Consider the following 18,894-nt stretch of genomic DNA (forward strand, 5'->3'; position numbering starts at 1 on the left):
TAAAAATGTTTGTCGCGAATGGCGCAGTCCGTAATGGGCTGCGCCATTTTTCGTTGCTGCCGAGTTCAGAGCGCGAACGCGACCATGCCGGCATCTGTGGCCATTGCTGCACGCCGCCTGGCCGCACGGTTCTGGCGCCGCAGCGACTGGTATACCGACCGATTACAAGATACTATGAGTTAATTGTTTGGAAGACATGTTAGCATCGTGTACCCCTTCGATAAGGATAGCCATGCTGCAACGGAGACTTGGTTCGCAGAGCGCAAAAGTCGCCCTGTTCATTGCGCTCATTGGTGTACTGGCGGTGGCGGCCATGCTGACCTATCAAGCCGGCGAACGCGAGCGCCGCCAGATACTAAGCGGCTACGCTGCGCGGATGAGCGCCTCCGTCAACCTGCGCAGCGAAACCATCTCTACCGCGCTGGCGTCGATGCGCCGCGATGTAGTTTTCCTTGCTAACGTGCCGCCGGTCGGCGGTGTCACACGCGCCATCGCCCATCATGGTTACGACCCACAGGAGGCATCCAGTGGCTTCCTGTGGGAACGGCGCCTGGGGCAGATCTTTGGCAATTTCATGCAAGCCAACCGGGAATTGACCTGTATCCGCTTCATCGGCCTGGCAGACGGCGGCAAGGAGATTTTACGCACGCAGCGCCTCGGCCAACAGGTCAGCACCGTGCCGGCCAACGCGTTGACGCGTCATGGCGCAGAAGATTTTTTCCTGGCTGCGAGCAAACTCGTGGCGGGACAAGTCTATCTGTCGGAATTGCGCCTGGAAGCACCGAGCGGCTGCTCGTATGGCCCTGATCGGCGGGTGATCCACGCCGCCACGCCGGTGTTCGGTGCGAACGGTGCGGTTTTCGGGATGGTGGTCATGAGCGCGGATGCGGATGCCATGCTGGCCAGCCTGCACAGCAGCCTGGGGCGAGAGTTCCAGTTGTTTCTTACCGCCCCCGATGGCAGCTATTTGATAGCCCCTCGCGCCGCGTTGCCGCGCACGCGCTGGCAACGCGACTACCAAATCGTCCCGGATCAGGCCGATAGCGGCCAGGTGTTGTATCGGCTCGCCGGTCCGGAGGGCATCCTGCACGCCTTCAGCGCGCCGGTGCGACTCGACCTCGACGCCCCGGCACGCAACCCGACCTTGACGCTGGCCTTGCCCGACAGCGTGGCCGAGACGGCCGCAGAAGCGGCACGCTGGTCGCAGCTGCGCATCGTAGCGGGCCTGTGCATCGCGGCGGCGCTGGTTCTTTACTTGCTGCGCACGATGCGCCGCCGCGCCAGTAAACAGATTGAAGAGCTGGCGGCCATCGTGCGCAGCTCGCACGACGCCATCATCGGCCAGACATTAGACGGCCGCGTAAGCAGCTGGAATGAGGGCGCCCAGCACATGTTCGGCTATACCGCCGAGCAGGCAATCGGGCACCCTCTGGCCGAATTGATCGTCCCCGACTTCGCGCTAGCCCAGGACGCTGCCATCTTGGAGCGGGTAAAAAACGGCGAGGTCGTGACTAACCAGCATACCCGGCGACGCCGGCGTGACGGCACGCTGCTTTATATTGCGGTGACGGTCTCTCCCATTCTTGACGCCAGCGGCCGCGTGATCGGCGCTGCCAAAACCGCCCGCGACATCAGCGAACAAACCGCAGCGCAGGCGCGCATCTTGGAACTGAACCGTTCTCTCGAAATGCAGGTGGCCGAGCGCACTGCGCAAATACGACAGGTCTCGGCCATGCAACAGGCGATATTCCAGCATGCTGGCTACGCCATCATCGCCACCGACCTCGAAGGCAAGATCATCACATTCAATCCGGCAGCGGAAAGACTGCTCGACTACCGGGCCGCTGACCTTATCGCACAACACACGCCCGCCTTGTTCCACGACCCGGCGGAAGTGGCGTCCCGGGCGAAGGAATTCAGTTTGCAGCTGGGTGAGGAGATTGAACCGGGGTTCGAGGTGTTTGTCGTCAAGGCGCTGCGCGGGCTGCCCAACGAGCACGAGTGGACGTACCTCCGGCGAGATGGCAGTGCGGTGCCGGTGCTGCTGGCTGTCACGACGCTGAAGGATGATACCGGTGCGCTCATGGGCTACCTCGGCATGGCCGCAGACCTGAGCGCCCAGCGCGCGGTGGAGCAGCAGCTCGTCGCCAACCATCGTTTCCTCAACAGCCTGGCCGACAATATTCCCGGCATGGTGGCGTACTGGGACGCCGACTTGCTGTGCCGCTTCTCTAACGGCGCATACCTGAAGTGGTTCGGCCGCAGCAAGGCCGAGATGTCGGGCATCCACTTGCGCGCCTTGCTGGGCGACGAAATCTTCCAACGAAATGAAAACTATGTGCTGGCCGCCTTGTGCGGCGAGCCGCAGCGATTCGAGCGCAGCCTGACCATGAGCGATGGCGCCCAGCGCCATACCTGGGCCCATTACATCCCCGATGTCGAGGGCGAGGACGTGCGCGGCTTCATTGTGCTGGTGTTCGACGTGACGGAACTCAAGCAAGCCCAGCTGGATCTGGAATTGCTTAACCGTACGCTGGCCCAGCGCACTGCCGAGGCCGAGCAGGCCAGCCGCGCCAAATCTGAATTCCTCGCCAACATGAGCCATGAAATCCGCACGCCGATGAATGCGATCCTGGGCATGCTGCAGCTGCTGCAGCGCAGCGGCCTCGCTACACGCCAGTCTGACTATACCAGCAAGGCCGAAGCGGCCGCGCGCGCATTGTTGGGCATTCTGAATGACATCCTGGACTTTTCCAAGGTCGAGGCTGGAAAGATGGCTCTCGAACTACAGCCATTCAATATCGACCGTCTGCTGCGTGAGATCGGCGTTATCTTGTCGACCAATCTGGGCGAAAAACCGGTGGAGTTGATCTTTGAACAGTGCGCCGACGTACCGGCCTGTATCGTCGGCGATGCCATGCGCCTACAGCAGATCCTGATCAACCTGGCGGGCAACGCCGTCAAGTTTACCGATGCGGGCGAAATCCATGTGCGGGTGGCGGTGCTGGAAACGCGTGGTGACGAGCTCGTTCTGGAATTTTCCGTGCGCGATACCGGCATCGGCATCGCGCCGGAGCAGCTGGAGCGCATTTTTGACGGCTTCGCCCAGGCTGACGCCTCCACCGCGCGCCGTTACGGCGGATCCGGCCTGGGTCTGGCCATTAGCCGACGCCTGGTGTCGATGATGGGTGGGCAGCTTGAGGCCGACAGCCAGCGCGGCAGCGGTAGTACATTCCGCTTCACCATCGTTTGCCAGCGCGATCCGGCGTATCACCCCACCGACGTGCTGCAGAAAATGACCGGCCTGCGTTGTTTGATCGTGGATGATCATGATGGCGCCCGCAGTACGTGCGCAAACATGCTTCAGTCCTTGGGCTGGCAGGTGCGGCAAGCTGCCAGTGGCCGCGCTGCGCTGGAGTTGGCGAGTCGTGCTTCCTACGACGTCATCCTGCTCGATTGGCGCATGCCCGATCTGGACGGCCGCCAGACTGCCGAACGGCTGCGGTGCCTGGACCTCACGCCAACCCCGATCCTGATCGCGCTGACGGCGGGTAGTGGCAGTGAAGAATGCGCATTGCTGCAGGAAGCACAACCGGCGTTGTTTGATGGTGCCGTCAGCAAGCCGCTGACGGCGTCGGCCCTCTATGATGTCGTGGCAGAATTGCGCCTGGGGGCTTCGCCCACGGCAGCGCCCGAGCCACATGGCGCAGGCCAGCTTGCCGGCCTGCGCCTGCTGCTGGTGGAAGACAATGCCATCAACCAGCAGGTGGCGCGTGAACTGCTGTGCTCGGAAGGGGCGACGGTGGTGGTCGCCAATGATGGTCTGGCGGCGGTGGCCATGGTCACTGGCAAAGGTGATGCCTATGATGCGGTGCTGATGGATGTGCAAATGCCCGGCATGGATGGCTACAGCGCGACCCGCGCCATACGCCAGCGCGCCGATCTGGCGAACTTGCCCATCATCGCCATTACCGCCAACGCCATGGCCAGCGATCGTGCCGAGGCGCTGGCCGCTGGCATGAACGATCATGTGGGCAAGCCTTTCCAGTTGGCAGAACTGGTCAGCGTGATCCGCCACCACTGCCAGTCCGGCCGGCATCTGTCCTACGCCCGCGAGCCCGCAGCGGCGGTGGCGGCTGCAGCGCAGCCAGAGCCACTGGTATCGGCGTGGAACGAAGCGGCCGCGCTGGCACGCTTGGGCGGAAACCAGGCCACCTATGCGCGCGCCTTGCAAGCCTTTCCGGGCGAATCACGCACCTTGAGCGAGCGCTTGCGCGCCGCCGCATTGGAGGGGCAGCGCAGCAGCGCGGCCCAAATCCTGCATAATCTCAAGGGCATCGCCGCGCTGGTGGGCGCCGAGGCTTTGGCGACACTCGCCGCCGAGGTGGAACACGCGCTGTTGGCATCGACCAGCCAGCCTTGGCCATCGCTGGACCCCTTGTTCGATGCCTGTGTCAGTGCCGCCGACCACGCAGGCCAGCGCGCCGCCTTTTACAGTCCTGCCGCCCTTGCGCCACGGGCACCGGACCAGCCGCTCCTGGCGGCGCAGCTTGATCGGCTGGCGCAACTGTTGGCCGCCTCCAATATGCTGGCCTTATCCGTCTTTGACGAACTCGAAGGTATGCACTTACCTGCTCATCAGCACACTCTCGATGCGCTGGGCCAGGCGATACGTGCACTGGACTTTAGCGCCGGCCTCGAGCTTTGTACGGCCCTGAAAGGCGCGCTGGCTGAGGCCGCTTAATTGCGACCAACTCAGACCGGTCCAGTTTGCCCGCCATCATCGGCATCGCCGTGCGGACGCTGTTCGCTAAATTGCTGGCCGCAGACGCGCGCGCGCCCGCTTTGTTTGGCGCAGTACAACTGGGCATCGGCCGCCGCCAGCAGTGCGGCGGCGCTGCCGCCCTCGCTCGGCCTTCCCACCGCCACGCCGATGCTGACGGTGACGACCGGCGCGGCTTCGGAGTCCGGATGCGGCAACGCCAGCGCACGCACCCGCTGTTCCAGCATTTTGCTGAAAATCAAGGCACCATCGAGCCCGGTGGCAGGCAGCACGCAGGCGAACTCTTCGCCGCCATAACGCGCCAGCAAGTCGGACGAACGGATAATTCGCTGTTGCAACGCTTTAGCGACCTGCTGCAAGCAATTGTCTCCCGCCAGATGTCCAAAGCGATCGTTATACCGTTTGAAAAAATCGACGTCGATCATGATGACCGCCAGCTCCTTGCGCTCTCTGGCCGCCCGTCGCCATTCAATTTCCAGCACCGCGTCGTAGCGACGCCGGTTGGCCACGCCGGTCAAGCCATCGACCATCGCCATGGAGCGCAGTTGATCGGCCTGTCGTTTGACGGTCAGCTGAGTTTTGACGCGTGCCTTGACCACGGTGGCGTGAAAGGGCTTGATGATAAAGTCCACTGCGCCCGCCACCAGCCCGCGCGCCTCCTCCTCGGGATCGTTGTTGGCCGTGACAAAAATCACCGGTATATCGGCGGTGCGCGCCGATTCCTTGATGCGCTTGCAAACGGCGAAGCCACCAATATCGGGCATCACAATGTCAAGCAAGATCAAGTCGGGCTGGCGTTGCTCGATGAATGCAAACGCAGCCTCGCCCGAAAGCGCCATGCACACTTCGCAATCGTCCTTGAAGATATCGAACAAGACCTGGATGTTGCTCGGTTGATCGTCCACGATCAGCAATAGCGGTCGGCTCCCTTCCCTCGCGTTGCCGCTCCCTTCCGGTTCGCTATCGATGCTCATTGCCTCTCTCGCTTCCGTGCGCTCGTCGCGCCTTGACTGTCGTGTTTTAAATTAAGCCGTGAGATCGTCGTCCGGCGGCACCCATTACTGGCTTGGCCAGTGCGCCACGTACCCCCTTGCAGCGCCCGCTAAGTCGGCGCATCTATGCCAGCGAACTGCTCCAGCTCGGACAAGCTGCGCTCGGTCAGCTGCGTCAGGGCTGCCAACGATGGCCCATCGCCATCCTGCCCCGTTCGCCAACAGGTCTCAAGCTCTGCTGCACATTCCTGTAGCGACACCGCACCGATCACGCCAGCGGCGCTTTGGAATGCCTGCAGGCGCTCTGCGCCGGCGCCCAGCATATTGTGTCGCTGCGCCAGGCGCAGCGCCTTGAGCGTGCTGCTGCATTCCTTTTGGAACGACTGTACCATGCTCGCATAACGCTGTATATCGCCTCCCAGACGCGAGAGCGCCAGCGCGCTGTCGATCACCGGCGCCCGTGCCGCTGACAGAGCGCCAGCGACGTCGCCGACAAAGGCAGAGTCAAGCTGCCGAGCTTTGCAGACGCTGAGTAAAGTGCGCACCAACTCGTCTTGCGCAACCGGCTTGCCCAGGTGTGCGTCCATCCCTGCGGCCAGGCTGGCGGCGCGGTCGCTCTCAAGTACATTGGAGGTGAGCGCAATGATAGGCAGCTCGGCGGTCCGCGGGTCTGCGCGCAGTCGTCGCGTGGTCTCCAGACCATCCATGTCGGGCATTTGAATATCCATCAGGACGGCGTCGTAGCTGCGATCACCGCGCTGCGCCAGCGCGATGGCCGCCAGCCCGCCCTCGGCACACTCGGCATGTGCGCCTTCCCGCTGCAGTAATTCGCAGGCTACCTGCAGGTTCATCGGATTGTCATCGACCACCAGTATGCGCAGGCCCGCCAGACGTGCATAGTCCGCGACGCTAGCGCTGCGCTCGACCTCGAACGCAGCCGTGACCGCTTCCCGCAGCAGCGATAACGTCACCGGCTTGCTCAGATAACCATCGATCAACGCGCGTTCGGCATCGCTGCGGGCCGCCAGTTCAATACTGCTGCAGCCAGTCACCATGATGATGACGGGGCGGCTCTGTCCGTGTCGCATCGCCCGCAAGTGCGCAGCGAGCTGCCATCCATTCATGTCCGGCATGCGCCAGTCGAGCAATACCACGTCAAATCCAGCGCCGTCCTGCTTCTGCTTCTCCAGGCACGCCAGCGCTTGCGCGCCGCCGGCTACCGCCTCGCCACGCCAGCCGGCGACCTCGACCATGCCCAATATCGCCTCCCGCGCCAGCGCATGATCGTCGACTACCAGCACCCGGTAGGGCGCTGTCTGCGCTTCGGTCATGGCCAATGCGCCCGTCGCCAGGCGCAAGCGGAAACGGAACACGCTGCCAACGCCGGGCTCACTGGCGACTTCAAGCTCACCGCCCATCAGTGCCACCAGGCGACGGCTGATGGACAGTCCTAGGCCGGCGCCGCCGTAGCGTCGGGTCGTGGCGCTCTCGGACTGCCTGAACTGTTCGAAGATCACGTCGAGGTGTTCTGCGGCGATGCCAATGCCGGTGTCGCGCACGCTAAACTCAAGCTCTGCGGTCTTGCCGTCGGTGTGCAAGCAGTTGACGTCGACGACGACCTCGCCGTGCTCGGTGAATTTCAAGCCGTTGCTGGCTAAAATCAACATGACTTGGCGCAGGCGCGCGCCGTCCCCTATCAGCATTGCCGGTACGCCAGGGGCACAGCGGATCACCAACTCTAATGCTTTGCAGCCGTGTAATACGCGCAGCCGGATCGCCATATCGGTGAGGACGGTCTCGATCTCGAAAGGCGCCGCCTCGATCTCCAACGCATGCATTTCAATGCGGGAAAAATCGAGCAAGTCGTCCAGCAAGGCGAGCAAAGACTGCGCCTCCAAGCTGCTCTTTGCCACGTAGTCCTGTTGTTGCTTTGTCAGCCGGGTATAGCGCAGCAATTGCAGCATGCCCAGCATGCCATTCATCGGTGTGCGCAATTCATGGCTCATGTTGGCCAGGAACTGGCTCTTGGCGACATTCGCTGCCTGTGCCAGGTCGCGTGCCGTCGCCAGTTCGGTCACGGTCTCCTGTAATGCAGACTCGGCGCGTCGACGTTCTTGCACCTCGGCACTGATGGCGTTGTGCGTCTGCGCCAATTGCTCAGTCATCGCATCGAACCGATGTGCCAGAAAACCGATCTCGTTGTCCAGGCTTAGCGCGACGCGTGGCGTCAGATCGCCTTGCGCCACCCGCTCCACCACCAGGCGGATCAGCGTGACTGGCAGCAACACCCGCCGTCGCAGTATCATGTACGCCGAGGCGATCAGGCCAGTCAGCAGGGCCAGGGCAAACAGGACCACCTGGTTATACCGGGCTTGCGCGCGCTGCAAATCATCGCGGTTCATGCGTATCAATTCGAACGCGTCGCTTGCCATCTGCTCGGTGGTCAGGAACAGCGCGCTGACGGCCGACGCCGTGCGCGCACTGTCGGTCGCCCCCGTCAAACTATCAAACAGCCGTTCGATCACGGCCAGATTGCTGCGTTCGCGGTCGAGCAGCGCCCGCTGCCTGCCCTCACTGTAACGGTTCGCTGCCAGTTGGCGGCGGAAACTGTCGACACGTTGGCGCCACTGCTGGCCCGAACGCGCTTCGCGATACAGCGCCGTTTCCATGATGAGATAGCGGAAATTTCCCACCGCCCTGGCGGTGCTTTCCGCCATCTCGCTCTGCTCGGTCTGCCTACGCACCTCGCTGGCCGCACTCATGGTCACGCCGGCCAGCAGCAGCAGTGCCAGAACGGCGAGCCAGGCCAGCAATGTCGATTGTCGCTGTAGTGTCATACGCGCCTACCGGATAATTGAAATCGCACTGGGCAGCACCGCCTGCAATGGCTGGGGACGCAGGTAGTCCAGGTAGTTCGGCACCGCACGGTTGGTGATGATTTGCCGCTGGCGCGCCCAGCGCGTCTGATCATCAAGAGCGAGCAACAGGGATTGATCCAGTGACAGTCCATAGTCGACAGGCTCGAAGAAACTCGACATCAGTTCTGGCGGCAGCCCGACGGCGGCAGCCACGGTCTGGCGGGCGTCCAACGGTTGGTCGAGCATATATTGCTGAGTGTCGGCCAATGCCGCCAGCAGCCGTTGTATTTCTTGCTGATGGCTGTCGATAAATTCGACCTTCCCGACCAACAAAAAACGATACACGAACAGGTCTTGCTCAAACAGGGCGGCGACTTTCTTGCCTAGCGCTTGCTGCAGCCTTGCCAGCTCCGGTTGCCAGGTAGTGATGGCATCGACCTCGCCGTCACGCATGGCCGTGAGCAACGCTGCCGGGGCGTAATCGACGATGCTCACTTCATGCGCGGCTATGCCCTGATGTTCGAGTAATTTATCGAGGAAATACTGGGCATTGGTGCCAAATACCGTGCCGATGCGGCGCCCACGCAGGTCGGCTGCGGTACGCATGCCACGGTCGGCGCGCACCAGCAGCGCCGCCGTCTTACGCGAGCCAAAGACCGTGCTGACCACCGCGACCTGGTTTCCTTTGGCGATGGCCAAGACAAAGGGGGTATCGGCGACGACCGCCATGTCGGCCCGTCCCTCGATCACCGCTGCCAGTGCCTGCTTGCCGAGCGCATAACGCTGGGTCTGCAAAACCAGACCATGCTGCGGGAACAGTTGCCGCTGCTCGGCGACGAAGAAAGCGCCGCTGGCCGCCTGTACCGGCAAGGCTAGCGTCAATGGCAGCGGCGCCACTACCGCGGCAGTTGGCCGCGTATATCGCCAAGCCAGCGCGATGAGCAGCGCAAGTAGCACTCCAGTTGCGATCACGCCGAGTATGCGTTGCCGCGAGGACCAAGGCCGCCCAACCCGCAGATTTTTCATCAAGTTCACACTCCTGTGTGCCAGCGGCGCGGCGCCGCCGACTGGTTCACGCCGGCACTGGCGGCAAGCCAAAGATCGTTTCGTGGCCAAGCAAGGTCAACATTTCTTCGAACGGCACAGGACGACTATACAAATAGCCTTGCATGATCGTGCACCCCATCGCCAGTAGCAGATCAGCCTGGGCCTGCTGTTCCACGCCCTCGGCCACCAGATCCATGCGCAAGCTGCTGGCCAGACTGATAATGGCTGAGATGATGGCCGCATCGCTGCTGTCGGTGAGCATGTCGCGCACGAAGGATTGGTCGATCTTGAGTACATCGATGGGAAACTTTTTAAGATACGATAGGCTCGAATAGCCGGTGCCGAAGTCATCGATTGAAGTCCGTATTCCCAGCTCGGACAGCGTGCGCAGATTCTCCAATGAGTGTATGACATCTTCGATCAGCGTGCCCTCTGTGATCTCGACCTCCAGCAGATGGGTGGGCAAATCATGGCTGGCCAGCGTCCTGGCGATGTCGGCGGCCAGCGCCAGATCGTCGAACTGCTGCCCCGCCAAATTGATGCTGATCGGCACTGCCACCTGCGCGTCGACCAGCCGGGCCAAGTCGGTGCAGACTTGGTGCAGCACGAACTGGCCCAGCGGGACGATCAATCCACACTCTTCGGCCAGCGCAATGAAACTGGCGGGCGGCACCAGTACGCCGTGATGACGCCAGCGTATCAGTGCCTCGAGCCCGACCACGCGCCCCACTCTGGCATCGACTTTTGGCTGGTAATGCATTTCCAGCCCGCCATCCTCGATTGCCTTGCGCAACTCGCCGATCAAGGCATGCCGGGCCAGCAGTTTTTCCTCCAACTCGGCCGAGAAGAAGCAGAACCGGTTCTTTCCTTCTTGCTTGGCCCGGTACATCGCAGAATCGGCATGCCGGTACAGGCCATCCTGATCATTGCTATCGCCGGGAAACAGGCTGACGCCGATACTGGCGGACAGATCAAAGCGCTGGTTGCCGACCATAAACGCCTCCACCAGCACCGCGAGCAGCTTGCGCGCGACGACCCCGGCGTATTCCACATCATCGAGAGCGCTCAGCAAGATGATGAACTCGTCGCCCCCCTGGCGACAAATGGTATCGCCGGCGCGCAGCGCCTGCTGCAGGCGTAAAGAGACTTGCTGCAACAGCGTATCGCCAACGGCGTGCCCGGCCGTGCTGTTGATCACCTTGAAATTGTCGAGGTCGATCAGCAGCATCGCCACATGCTGATCTTGGCGCGAGGCCTGCTCCAGCGCCTGTGTCGTGCGGTCCCGCAGCAAGGTGCGGTTGGGCAGATTGGTCAAGGCGTCGTGCTGGGCCAGATGGGTCATCTTGTACGCCATCGCGCGCGCTTCGCTGACGTCGTGGAACACGATGATGGCGCCGCTCTGGACGCCGTTGCGGTCACGCACTGGCGCCGCTGAATCTTCGACCATCAGGCGCCGTCCATCGCGCCGCACCAGCACGCAGTCTAGCGCCATGCCGACGATGCGGTCTTCGCTCAGGGCCAGTCGCACCGGGTTGCGCGTCACCGCGCCGCTGTCGCCGTCGATCAAGGGCATCACGTGCTCGATCAGTTGCCCTACCGCCTCCTCGCTGCTCCATCCCGTCATCTCTTCGGCGATGGGATTGAGAAAGGTGACGCAACCGTAGCGGTCCGTGGCGATGACCGCATCGCCGATGGAATTGAGCATGATGCGCATGCGCTCTTTTTCATCGTACAGGGCGAGCTCGGCTTGCTTGCGGGCGCTGACATCGGTGATCAGCAATAGAAAGCTGCTGTCCCGTTTGCCGCGCTCGCGCCGCACCACTGATGCCTGGGTATGCAAGGTGCCGCCGTCAGCGTTGTGGAGAGACATTTCAAACGCCGGCGCGGCGTCCGGCGGGCCTACATACAAGCGGCGCCGTATCAGCAAGGCGTTCGCGCTACCCACCACTTCGGGCAAGGCCATGCCCTCCATCGACGCCGCAGTCACACCAAACCACCTGCCGGCGACATCGTTACAAAAACGGTTCAGATGCTGGTCGTCCCAATAACTGACAAAGGCGGGCAGGTGCGCGACCACATCGGCCAAGTCCTGGCGTGCCTGTGCCAACGCACGCGTCTGCATTCTAATCCTTAAATGATTGAATACCCGCGCCCGCACTACGGCCAGATCCAGCGGCTTTTGCAAGTAATCCACCCCACCCTGTTGCAGCGATAGCAACTCACGGTCTGCGCAGGTGTAACCGGTGACGAAAATCACGGCGCAGTCGGCCGTGAGCGGATCGGCCTTCAACGCTTCACAGACCGCGTAACCATCCATGCCCGGCATGGCAATATCGAGCAAGACCACGTCGGGACGACAATGGCGGGCCAACGCCAGGCCGCTCGCTCCGCTGGTTGCAAAAAATACTTCGGCCAGCCCATCGACAGCATCGCGCAACACCGTAATGTTGCTGGTCATATCGTCGATGATCAGGATCGCCATGGGCGAAGTTTCTTGCATGGTGAACATTCTGGTGCCTAGTCCATGGATGATGTGATCGTGCAATGATGCTAACTCTGACGCCTCCATGGCGCAAGCGCTATCGTGAAGGCAGGCGCATGCCTGCGCCGCCCCAGGCAAGAGCGAGCGCTTCGCATTCGCGTAGACTGTGTGCGACCAGGGTGGGCAAGCCCGGCAGCCTGCTTCGTTCCCCCCTCGAACTGCTTTGTGTGCAGGGTGCCCATCGTTGCGCGTAGCGTCGCGTATGCGCGTGCCATGTCGTCAAATTGGCCGGCTTCCAAGTGCCGGCGAGCGCTGGTGGCTGTCTGCATGGCGAGGCGCTCCCTTCAACGGCGCCGATGTTGCGAATTGACAACATCGGCAGGCATGCAATGACGCCCATCGGCAGCGCGCGCCCAGGCTGGCGAGGCTGGCGCCCATCGTTGCATGCTGGCCAGCATCTGTGCCAACGCCAAAGGCTGGGCGATGCCAACGTCGATGGACCCGCCGGCTTAGCCCTTGTCAGGCGCCACGCCTGACCTCAGTGGCAGATGGACGGTAAAGATACTGGCGCCGCCGTGCACCAAACCCATTCTCTTGCCGATCAGTGGCGGGACACGGATGGATAAGCGTTTTGGCGTGCTGACGCCATTTTCAGCTATATTGACGAGCCATACGCCCAGCTGGCGCCATATGTGCGATGGCGACACCATTGCCGTTGCGCTTGACGCGTCTGCGCACGACATCACCCCTGTTTTCTGACAGTACTCATTTCTCCAGCCATAGGTCAGCATGACTTCTTTCCGTCTCCGTTTTTTCCCCTTCCTGCTGGCGCTGTTGCTGGCATGCTCGCTGGCCGCACCACCGGCCTGGTCGCAGCCTGTCGACGATGCCGCCACGGCCGACCAGCGCCTCGATGGCTTGCGCAAGCAGATCACCACCATCCAGAAGGCGCTCGATGGCGAGGCCGATCTCGATGACGCAGCCCTGTCGCAGATGCGTGCCGATGCGCTGGCAGCGAGCGCATCGGCGGACAAGGTGGCCGATGCGCTCGCGCCCACCCTGTCGAGCGTGCAGGCACGGCTGGCCGAGCTGGGCAAGCCGGCGGCGGGCATGAAAGATGCCCCTGACGTGGCGGCGCAGCGCAGCTTGCTGGACCGCACCAGCAGCGCGCTCGATGCGCAAGTGAAGCTGGCGCGATTGCTCGCGGTGGAGGCGACGCAGGCGTCCGAGCAGGTATCGACGGTGCGCCGCGCACAATTGCAGGCGCGCCTGGGCGAGCGCACGGCGTCGATTTTGGCCGCTTCGTTCTGGCAACAGCTGCATGCCGAATTGCCGCAGAATTTGCAACGCCTGCGGGTGCTGGGGCTGGAGTTGGCCCACGCGGCAAGCGCGACGCCGTGGTCGGCCTGGGGCGGCTTGCTGGCCGGTATCGTGGCCGTGATCGCCGCCAGCGTCTGGGTTTCTCGCTATCTGCTGGTGATCACGGCCACACGCGTGCCGCACGGCCGTTTGCGCCGTTCGCTGCATGCGCTGGCCGTGCTGGTGCTGGCGCTGGCCACGCCGGGGCTGGTGGCGGAATTGCTGGCCATGGGCTTGCGCTGGGATGGCGGCCTGTCCGAAAAAACCGCGACTTTTCTCGGTAGCTTGATCGGTATCATCTGTTTTGCCGGTTTTACGGCCGGTCTCGGCCATGCGCTGCTGTCGCCCTGGCGCGTGTCGTGGCGCTTGCTGCCCTTGCCCGATGCGCTGGCGCACCGCTTGCGCCATTTTCCCTCGATATTTTCCTTTATCGTGGTGCTGGTGTGGGCCACGGAACGCGTCACCATCGTCATCAATGCGGGCCTGTCGACGGCCGTGGCTGTCAACTGCATCGTCGCCCTGGTGATGAGCACGACCATCGCCTATGGCTCGATGCGCGCCGAGCGCAGCTGGCGCCTGTTGCGCGAGGCCGATCCGGCCACCCTGGTCACGCCTTTGTGGCTGCGTTGCGTTACGGTGCTGCTATGGCTGGCGCTGGCGTCGAGTGTCATCAGTTTGCTGATCGGCTATGTGGCGTTTGGCAGTTTTATCGCCAAGCAAATCGCCTGGGTTATCGTGGTGGTGGGCAGTACCTATCTGCTGACGGTGCTGGTCGATGATATCTGCATGCTGCTGGCCTCCACCCCGCCGCCGCCGGATGCCGTCAATCCCGTGCTGGCCACGCCCAAGGCGCGCGACCAGGCGGCCGTGCTACTGTCGGGCATCGGCCGCGCCATCGTCGTGCTGCTGGCCCTGATGCTGTTGCTGGCGCCGTTTGGCGAAGGTCCGGGCGAGCTGTTCCAGCGCATGGGCAAGCTGCAAGATGGCCTGGCCATCGGCGAGGTGGCGATACGTCCTGCCGCGCTGATCCAGGCCCTGCTGGTGCTGGTCGTCGGTTTCGTGGCGCTGGGCCTGTTCAAGCGCTGGCTGCAAAATAGTTATTTGCCGACCACCAATCTCGATTCCGGCATGCAAGTGTCGTTCATCACCCTGTTCGGCTACATCGGCGGCGTGCTGGCCGTGGCGTTGGCCCTGTCGGCGGCCGGCATCGGCCTGGAACGCATCGCGTGGGTGGCGTCGGCCTTGTCGGTGGGTATCGGTTTTGGCTTGCAGGCGGTGGTGCAGAACTTCGTGTCCGGCCTGATTTTATTGGCCGAACGCCCCGTCAAAGTCGGCGACTGGGTTTCGCTGGGCGGCGTGGAAGGCGACATTCGCCGCATCAATGTGCGCGCCACGGAAATTCAATTGGGCGATCGTTCCACGGTGATCGTGCCGAACTCGGAATTCATCACCAAGACGGTGCGCAACGTTACGCACGCCAATCCCCTGGGACTGGTACAGGTCAAGCTGCCGTTGCCGCTGGGTACGGATGCGCAGGCGGCGCGCGCGCTGATCCTGTCCACCTTTGTCGACAATCCCGACGTGCTCGACACGCCGGCGCCCAGCGTGCAGCTCGACGGTATCGACAATGGCCTGTTGCTGTTCAACGCCACCGGCTATGCGTCGTCGCCGCGCCTGACGTCGGGCATCCGCAGCGCCCTGCTGTTCGAGCTGCTCAAGCGCCTCGACGAGGCGCACATTGCGATTGCCAAGCCCAGCACGATGGTGCTGAGCACCGTGCCGGCGCAGCCGCAGACGCCGGCCATCTCGGCGGCTGTACCCGCACCGACGGCGGCACCCGCACCCGTGCCGCCAATGACGAGTTAGTCAGCGCACCGTCGACCACAGCGCCGCCGCCAGGTACAGACCGATGCCGAATGCCATGTGGGCCATCAGGCTGCGCAGGCGGGCGGCGGTCGGATGCGCCGTCTTGCTGGCGGCGACACCGGCACCCATGCCCGGTTGCAAGATGAAAAACGGCGCGGCCACGCTCACGAGGCCCGCCAGCAGCGCCGGCGCGAACGTCGGCTGTTGCACCCACTGCTGTCCCACCAGCGCCAGCAGCATGGCCGCAAACAGCACGCCGATCACATAATGGGCGCTCCAGCCCAGCAGCGCCTCATCGCGTACGGCTGCCGCCTGGACGATGTTGGCATGCGTGAAGGTACCGCGCGGCAGATGGCCGAGCCAGCGTCCCAGCATGGCCAAGTTCAGCGAGGGGATGCACCAGAAGTGTTTCAAGGCTAGCGCCCATACATCCATCACCGCCGTTGCGCCCACGCCGATGGCCAAGGCATCAAGCCAGAGTATTTGCATCGTTATCGCCTTATAACATTCAATAGATTGATTGAATGTTATAAGGGTGCTAGCATCGTGTCAATGAAAAATGCTGATATCGAATTTCTCACCGGTTCTGCCGGATTTGCCCATATTTTAGGCAGCGCGCCGCGTCTGCGCCTGCTCGAGCAAATCGCGCAGGGCGAATATGCAGTGGAGCAACTGGTGGCGTTGACAGGCCTGTCCGTGGCGAATACCTCCCAGCATTTGCAGCAACTGCGGCGCGCCGGTTTCGTGCAGGCGCAGCGTGACGGCAAGCGCGTGCTGTACCGGCTCGGTAGTGGTCCCATCGTGCAACTGCTGGCCGCGCTGGACGTGTATGCGCAGCACCAGCGCAGCGAGGTGCAGGCGCTGAGCCGGGGTGACCATGTGGAAGCGATCACGGGCGACGAGTTGCTGGCACGTATCCGCGAGGCCAGCATCACCGTGCTCGACGTGCGGCCGGCACAGGAATTTGCCGCTGGCCACTTGCCTGGCGCGATCAATATTCCTGTTGATGACTTGCAGCGCCGCCTCGGCGAATTGCCAGCGAACGCAGAAATTGCCGCGTATTGCCGCGGCCCGTATTGCGTGTTGTCCGTGCAGGCGGTGGCGGCCCTGCGCCAACACGGCTTGCCTGCGCGTCGTCTTGGTAGCGGCTTTGAGCACTGGCAGGCGGCCGGCTTGCCAGTCGTCAAGGCTGCATGACGGCGATCCCGAACAGCAAGCAGTGAGGCATCGAGGACATCGTCCTTGCCGTCGAAGGTTTCACGTGGAACGCTCTGCGGACATTGGCGCAGCGCCGCCGTGTGCCTATGTTGCACGGGACATGGAAGTTCGCTGCCAGGCCTGCCGCAGGTAAAAACCAGCTGCTGGCGCTGCAGCACGCGAGCGCCACCCGCGCACGATTGCATCAGTACGCTCAGAAAATTTTTCAGGCAGGATAGTGCTCTGGTACGCGTGCGTTCGCATGCTTTTTGCAGTGGGCGCCAATTGCCGATCACCGCCCACTACCCGACTGGAGACGATGCATGACCCTCGCCTATCCTGCCTATTCCGCCGACGCGGCCATCCTGATCGGCCGCTTCCAGCCTTTTCACAATGGCCATGCCGGCTTGCTGCAAACGGCGCTGGCCAGCGCCGCCCAGGTGGTGGTGGTGCTCGGTTCCGCCTTCCATGCGCGCAGCGCGAAGAATCCGTTTACGTGGCAGGAGCGCGCTGCCATGATCGCCGCCACCCTGCCCGAGACGCAGCGCGCGCGCGTGCACTACGTGGCCGTGCGCGATTACTATGACGACGGCCTGTGGGCCGATACCGTGCGGCGCGCCGTGGCGGGCGCCGTGCCGACGGCGCAGCGCGCCATCCTGGTGGCCTGCTTCAAGGACGCCACCAGTTACTATCTGCACCACTTCCCGCACTGGCAGTTGCTGAACCCGGAGATCGATACGGGTGCGCCGATTGGCGCGACGGCGATTCGCAGCGTGGTGTTCGAAGCCGAAGATGTGGACGTGTCGCTGAGTGCCGTGGCGCAGCTGCTGCCGGCGGCTATTAGCCAGTACTTGAAAGCATGGACCTTGTTGCCGTGGTACGCGCCACTGGTGCAGGAATACCGGGCCATCGAAGCGTACAAGGCGCGCTGGCGCACGGCACCGTATGCACCCATTTTTTGCACCGTGGATGCGCTGGTGCAGACGGGTGGCCACGTCTTGCTGGTGCGCCGCGGCGGCTATCCGGGCAAGGGCTTGTGGGCGCTGCCTGGGGGCTTCCTGGCGCCGCGCGAGCGCCTGCTGCAGGGGGCTCTGCGCGAGCTGGCGGAAGAGACCCGGCTGGGCGTGCTGGCGCCCACCCTTGTCGAGGCGCTGGTCGACGTCGCCGTGTTCGACCACCCTGACCGCAGCCAGCGCGGACGCACCATCACCCATGCGCATTATTTTGACCTGAAAACGCGCCAACTGCCGGCCGTGACGGCGGCCGACGATGCGGCGCTGGCGCAGTGGGTGCCCGTAGTGTCGCTACCGGCCATGGAAGAGCAATTCTTCGAAGACCATTTTCATATCCTGAACCATTTCCTGCAACTGACGCACGAGGGGCACTGAAGCAGCGGGGGCAGCCGCAGCGCCGCGCTGTGCTCAGGACGTCACGCGTTCCCAGCCATGCTGGATGGCCGCCTTGAAGTCGTCCCACGCCGATTGCGGGTACGTGTGTTCCCAGGTATTGCGCAGTTCCACTTCGACCTGCTCCCAGCTTTGCCCCCGGTAGCTGTCACTGCCCGCCATCGAATGGCCATAGCGGTAGGCGGGATCGTAGTCGTCGAAGTGTCCGCCGCCGGCAGCATATTGGCCACTCCAGTGCTTGCGGTAATACTGCTCGTCGTCGTCGCTGGTGCCGGGCAGGTTGTCGGCGCCCGGATAGCGGCGCGCGTTGGCGCTCGCGCTCGGTGGTGGCGGCGCCATGCCGCCGGCAAATTGCTGCGATGCTGCCGTTGTCGAGTTCGGCTTGCCGGTGGCTGTGCCTTGCTGCGATGGCGCGCCCGATTGCATGCTGGCGACGTGGCGCATCGCGCTATCGTGTTGCGGCGCGCCTTGCCAGCCGCCAGCGCGCCAGTGATCGGCGTGTGCATCGATGTCGAGCGGCGCATAGCGCTCGACGAGGTCGGTGGCGCGCCCGATATCGGCGTCGCTCGCCCCTTCCAAGGTCAGCACGACATGTCCGCGCCGCACGGCTTCGGCATAGATGTGGCGGTCGGCGTGGCTGCCGAACAGGTCGGCAAAGAAGTGCCTGATGTTGACGAGCAGGCTGTCGCTGTTGTCGCTGTTGTTGCTATTGTCGCGGTACATGTTTTCCGTGGCGTAAATATCGTCACTGCCCGCATCGTGCAGGCGGACGCGGGCAGCGGGGAAGCCCGCCGTGATCAGGTCGTGCCGCGCGCGTTCGGCCATGTCGCGCACGGCGAAAACTGCTGCCAATGTATGTGCCATGATGCTCTCCAACCGTTGAACAAAGTAGGTTTAGTGTAGG

General features: G+C 63.1%; 11 protein-coding genes. 4 read left to right on the forward strand and 7 right to left on the reverse strand.

The window, feature by feature from the left end; genetic code table 11:
* Window positions 1–232: 232 nt before the first annotated feature.
* The gene (locus ACQ4V8_RS14580; RefSeq protein WP_436571721.1) at window positions 233–4,744 is read left to right on the forward strand and encodes a response regulator; all 4,512 of its coding nucleotides are present in this window, start codon (window positions 233–235) and stop codon (window positions 4,742–4,744) included.
* A gap of 11 nt (window positions 4,745–4,755) precedes the next feature.
* Here the strand turns inward: ACQ4V8_RS14580 and ACQ4V8_RS14585 are convergent, their stop codons facing one another.
* The 5 genes from ACQ4V8_RS14585 to ACQ4V8_RS14605 all read right to left on the reverse strand — a co-directional run bounded on the left by ACQ4V8_RS14585 (window position 4,756) and on the right by ACQ4V8_RS14605 (window position 12,953).
* Entirely contained in the window at window positions 4,756–5,757 is a 1,002-nt protein-coding gene (locus ACQ4V8_RS14585; protein WP_070345989.1) for a diguanylate cyclase, read from the reverse strand.
* A gap of 128 nt (window positions 5,758–5,885) precedes the next feature.
* Window positions 5,886–8,612, reverse strand: coding sequence for a response regulator (locus tag ACQ4V8_RS14590; RefSeq protein ID WP_080570563.1), 2,727 nt, complete (start codon window positions 8,610–8,612; stop codon window positions 5,886–5,888).
* 6 nt (window positions 8,613–8,618) lie between these two features.
* Window positions 8,619–9,659, reverse strand: a complete 1,041-nt coding sequence (locus ACQ4V8_RS14595; protein ID WP_082260938.1) for an ABC transporter substrate-binding protein — start codon at window positions 9,657–9,659, stop codon at window positions 8,619–8,621.
* A gap of 46 nt (window positions 9,660–9,705) precedes the next feature.
* Window positions 9,706–12,180 carry a two-component system response regulator gene (locus tag ACQ4V8_RS14600; protein WP_436571722.1) on the reverse strand — a complete coding sequence of 825 codons (2,475 nt, stop codon included), beginning with the start codon at window positions 12,178–12,180 and terminating at the stop codon, window positions 9,706–9,708.
* 491 nt (window positions 12,181–12,671) lie between these two features.
* Complete coding sequence (locus ACQ4V8_RS14605) at window positions 12,672–12,953, reverse strand: hypothetical protein (RefSeq protein ID WP_128089120.1); 282 nt, start codon at window positions 12,951–12,953, stop codon at window positions 12,672–12,674.
* Between ACQ4V8_RS14605 and ACQ4V8_RS14610 the strand changes: the two genes are divergently transcribed.
* Window positions 12,952–15,387 (forward strand): DUF3772 domain-containing protein, encoded by a 2,436-nt coding sequence (locus ACQ4V8_RS14610; RefSeq protein ID WP_010393863.1) that lies wholly within the window; start codon window positions 12,952–12,954, stop codon window positions 15,385–15,387. The two genes, ACQ4V8_RS14605 and ACQ4V8_RS14610, sit on opposite strands and share 2 nt — an antisense overlap.
* Here the strand turns inward: ACQ4V8_RS14610 and ACQ4V8_RS14615 are convergent, their stop codons facing one another.
* Window positions 15,388–15,876 carry a DUF2938 domain-containing protein gene (locus ACQ4V8_RS14615; RefSeq protein WP_010393864.1) on the reverse strand — a complete coding sequence of 163 codons (489 nt, stop codon included), beginning with the start codon at window positions 15,874–15,876 and terminating at the stop codon, window positions 15,388–15,390. It abuts the gene before it with no gap.
* A 63-nt stretch (window positions 15,877–15,939) separates the two neighbouring features.
* Between ACQ4V8_RS14615 and ACQ4V8_RS14620 the strand changes: the two genes are divergently transcribed.
* Both ACQ4V8_RS14620 and ACQ4V8_RS14625 read left to right on the forward strand, forming a co-directional pair.
* A complete protein-coding gene (locus tag ACQ4V8_RS14620; protein WP_436571723.1) occupies window positions 15,940–16,584 on the forward strand; it encodes an ArsR/SmtB family transcription factor in 645 nt (214 codons plus the stop codon).
* 323 nt (window positions 16,585–16,907) lie between these two features.
* Window positions 16,908–17,972, forward strand: a complete 1,065-nt coding sequence (locus tag ACQ4V8_RS14625; protein WP_436571724.1) for a bifunctional nicotinamide-nucleotide adenylyltransferase/Nudix hydroxylase — start codon at window positions 16,908–16,910, stop codon at window positions 17,970–17,972.
* A 33-nt stretch (window positions 17,973–18,005) separates the two neighbouring features.
* Here the strand turns inward: ACQ4V8_RS14625 and ACQ4V8_RS14630 are convergent, their stop codons facing one another.
* Complete coding sequence (locus tag ACQ4V8_RS14630; RefSeq protein WP_436571725.1) at window positions 18,006–18,854, reverse strand: hypothetical protein; 849 nt, start codon at window positions 18,852–18,854, stop codon at window positions 18,006–18,008.
* Window positions 18,855–18,894: the final 40 nt, after the last annotated feature.

Source organism: Janthinobacterium paucivorans, from assembly GCF_051380805.1.
In the GTDB taxonomy this organism is placed as follows: domain Bacteria; phylum Pseudomonadota; class Gammaproteobacteria; order Burkholderiales; family Burkholderiaceae_D; genus Janthinobacterium; species Janthinobacterium lividum_D.

What these genes read in the sequence shown, in the direction of transcription:
- ACQ4V8_RS14580 (WP_436571721.1), top strand. Translation starts at nt 233, where the DNA reads ATGCTGCAACGGAGACTTGGTTCGCAGAGCGCAAAAGTCGCCCTGTTC.
- ACQ4V8_RS14585 (WP_070345989.1), bottom strand. Translation starts at nt 5,757, where the DNA reads ATGAGCATCGATAGCGAACCGGAAGGGAGCGGCAACGCGAGGGAAGGG.
- ACQ4V8_RS14590 (WP_080570563.1), bottom strand. Translation starts at nt 8,612, where the DNA reads ATGACACTACAGCGACAATCGACATTGCTGGCCTGGCTCGCCGTTCTG.
- ACQ4V8_RS14595 (WP_082260938.1), bottom strand. Translation starts at nt 9,659, where the DNA reads ATGAAAAATCTGCGGGTTGGGCGGCCTTGGTCCTCGCGGCAACGCATA.
- ACQ4V8_RS14600 (WP_436571722.1), bottom strand. Translation starts at nt 12,180, where the DNA reads ATGCAAGAAACTTCGCCCATGGCGATCCTGATCATCGACGATATGACC.
- ACQ4V8_RS14610 (WP_010393863.1), top strand. Translation starts at nt 12,952, where the DNA reads ATGACTTCTTTCCGTCTCCGTTTTTTCCCCTTCCTGCTGGCGCTGTTG.
- ACQ4V8_RS14605 (WP_128089120.1), bottom strand. Translation starts at nt 12,953, where the DNA reads ATGCTGACCTATGGCTGGAGAAATGAGTACTGTCAGAAAACAGGGGTG.
- ACQ4V8_RS14615 (WP_010393864.1), bottom strand. Translation starts at nt 15,876, where the DNA reads ATGCAAATACTCTGGCTTGATGCCTTGGCCATCGGCGTGGGCGCAACG.
- ACQ4V8_RS14620 (WP_436571723.1), top strand. Translation starts at nt 15,940, where the DNA reads ATGAAAAATGCTGATATCGAATTTCTCACCGGTTCTGCCGGATTTGCC.
- ACQ4V8_RS14625 (WP_436571724.1), top strand. Translation starts at nt 16,908, where the DNA reads ATGACCCTCGCCTATCCTGCCTATTCCGCCGACGCGGCCATCCTGATC.
- ACQ4V8_RS14630 (WP_436571725.1), bottom strand. Translation starts at nt 18,854, where the DNA reads ATGGCACATACATTGGCAGCAGTTTTCGCCGTGCGCGACATGGCCGAA.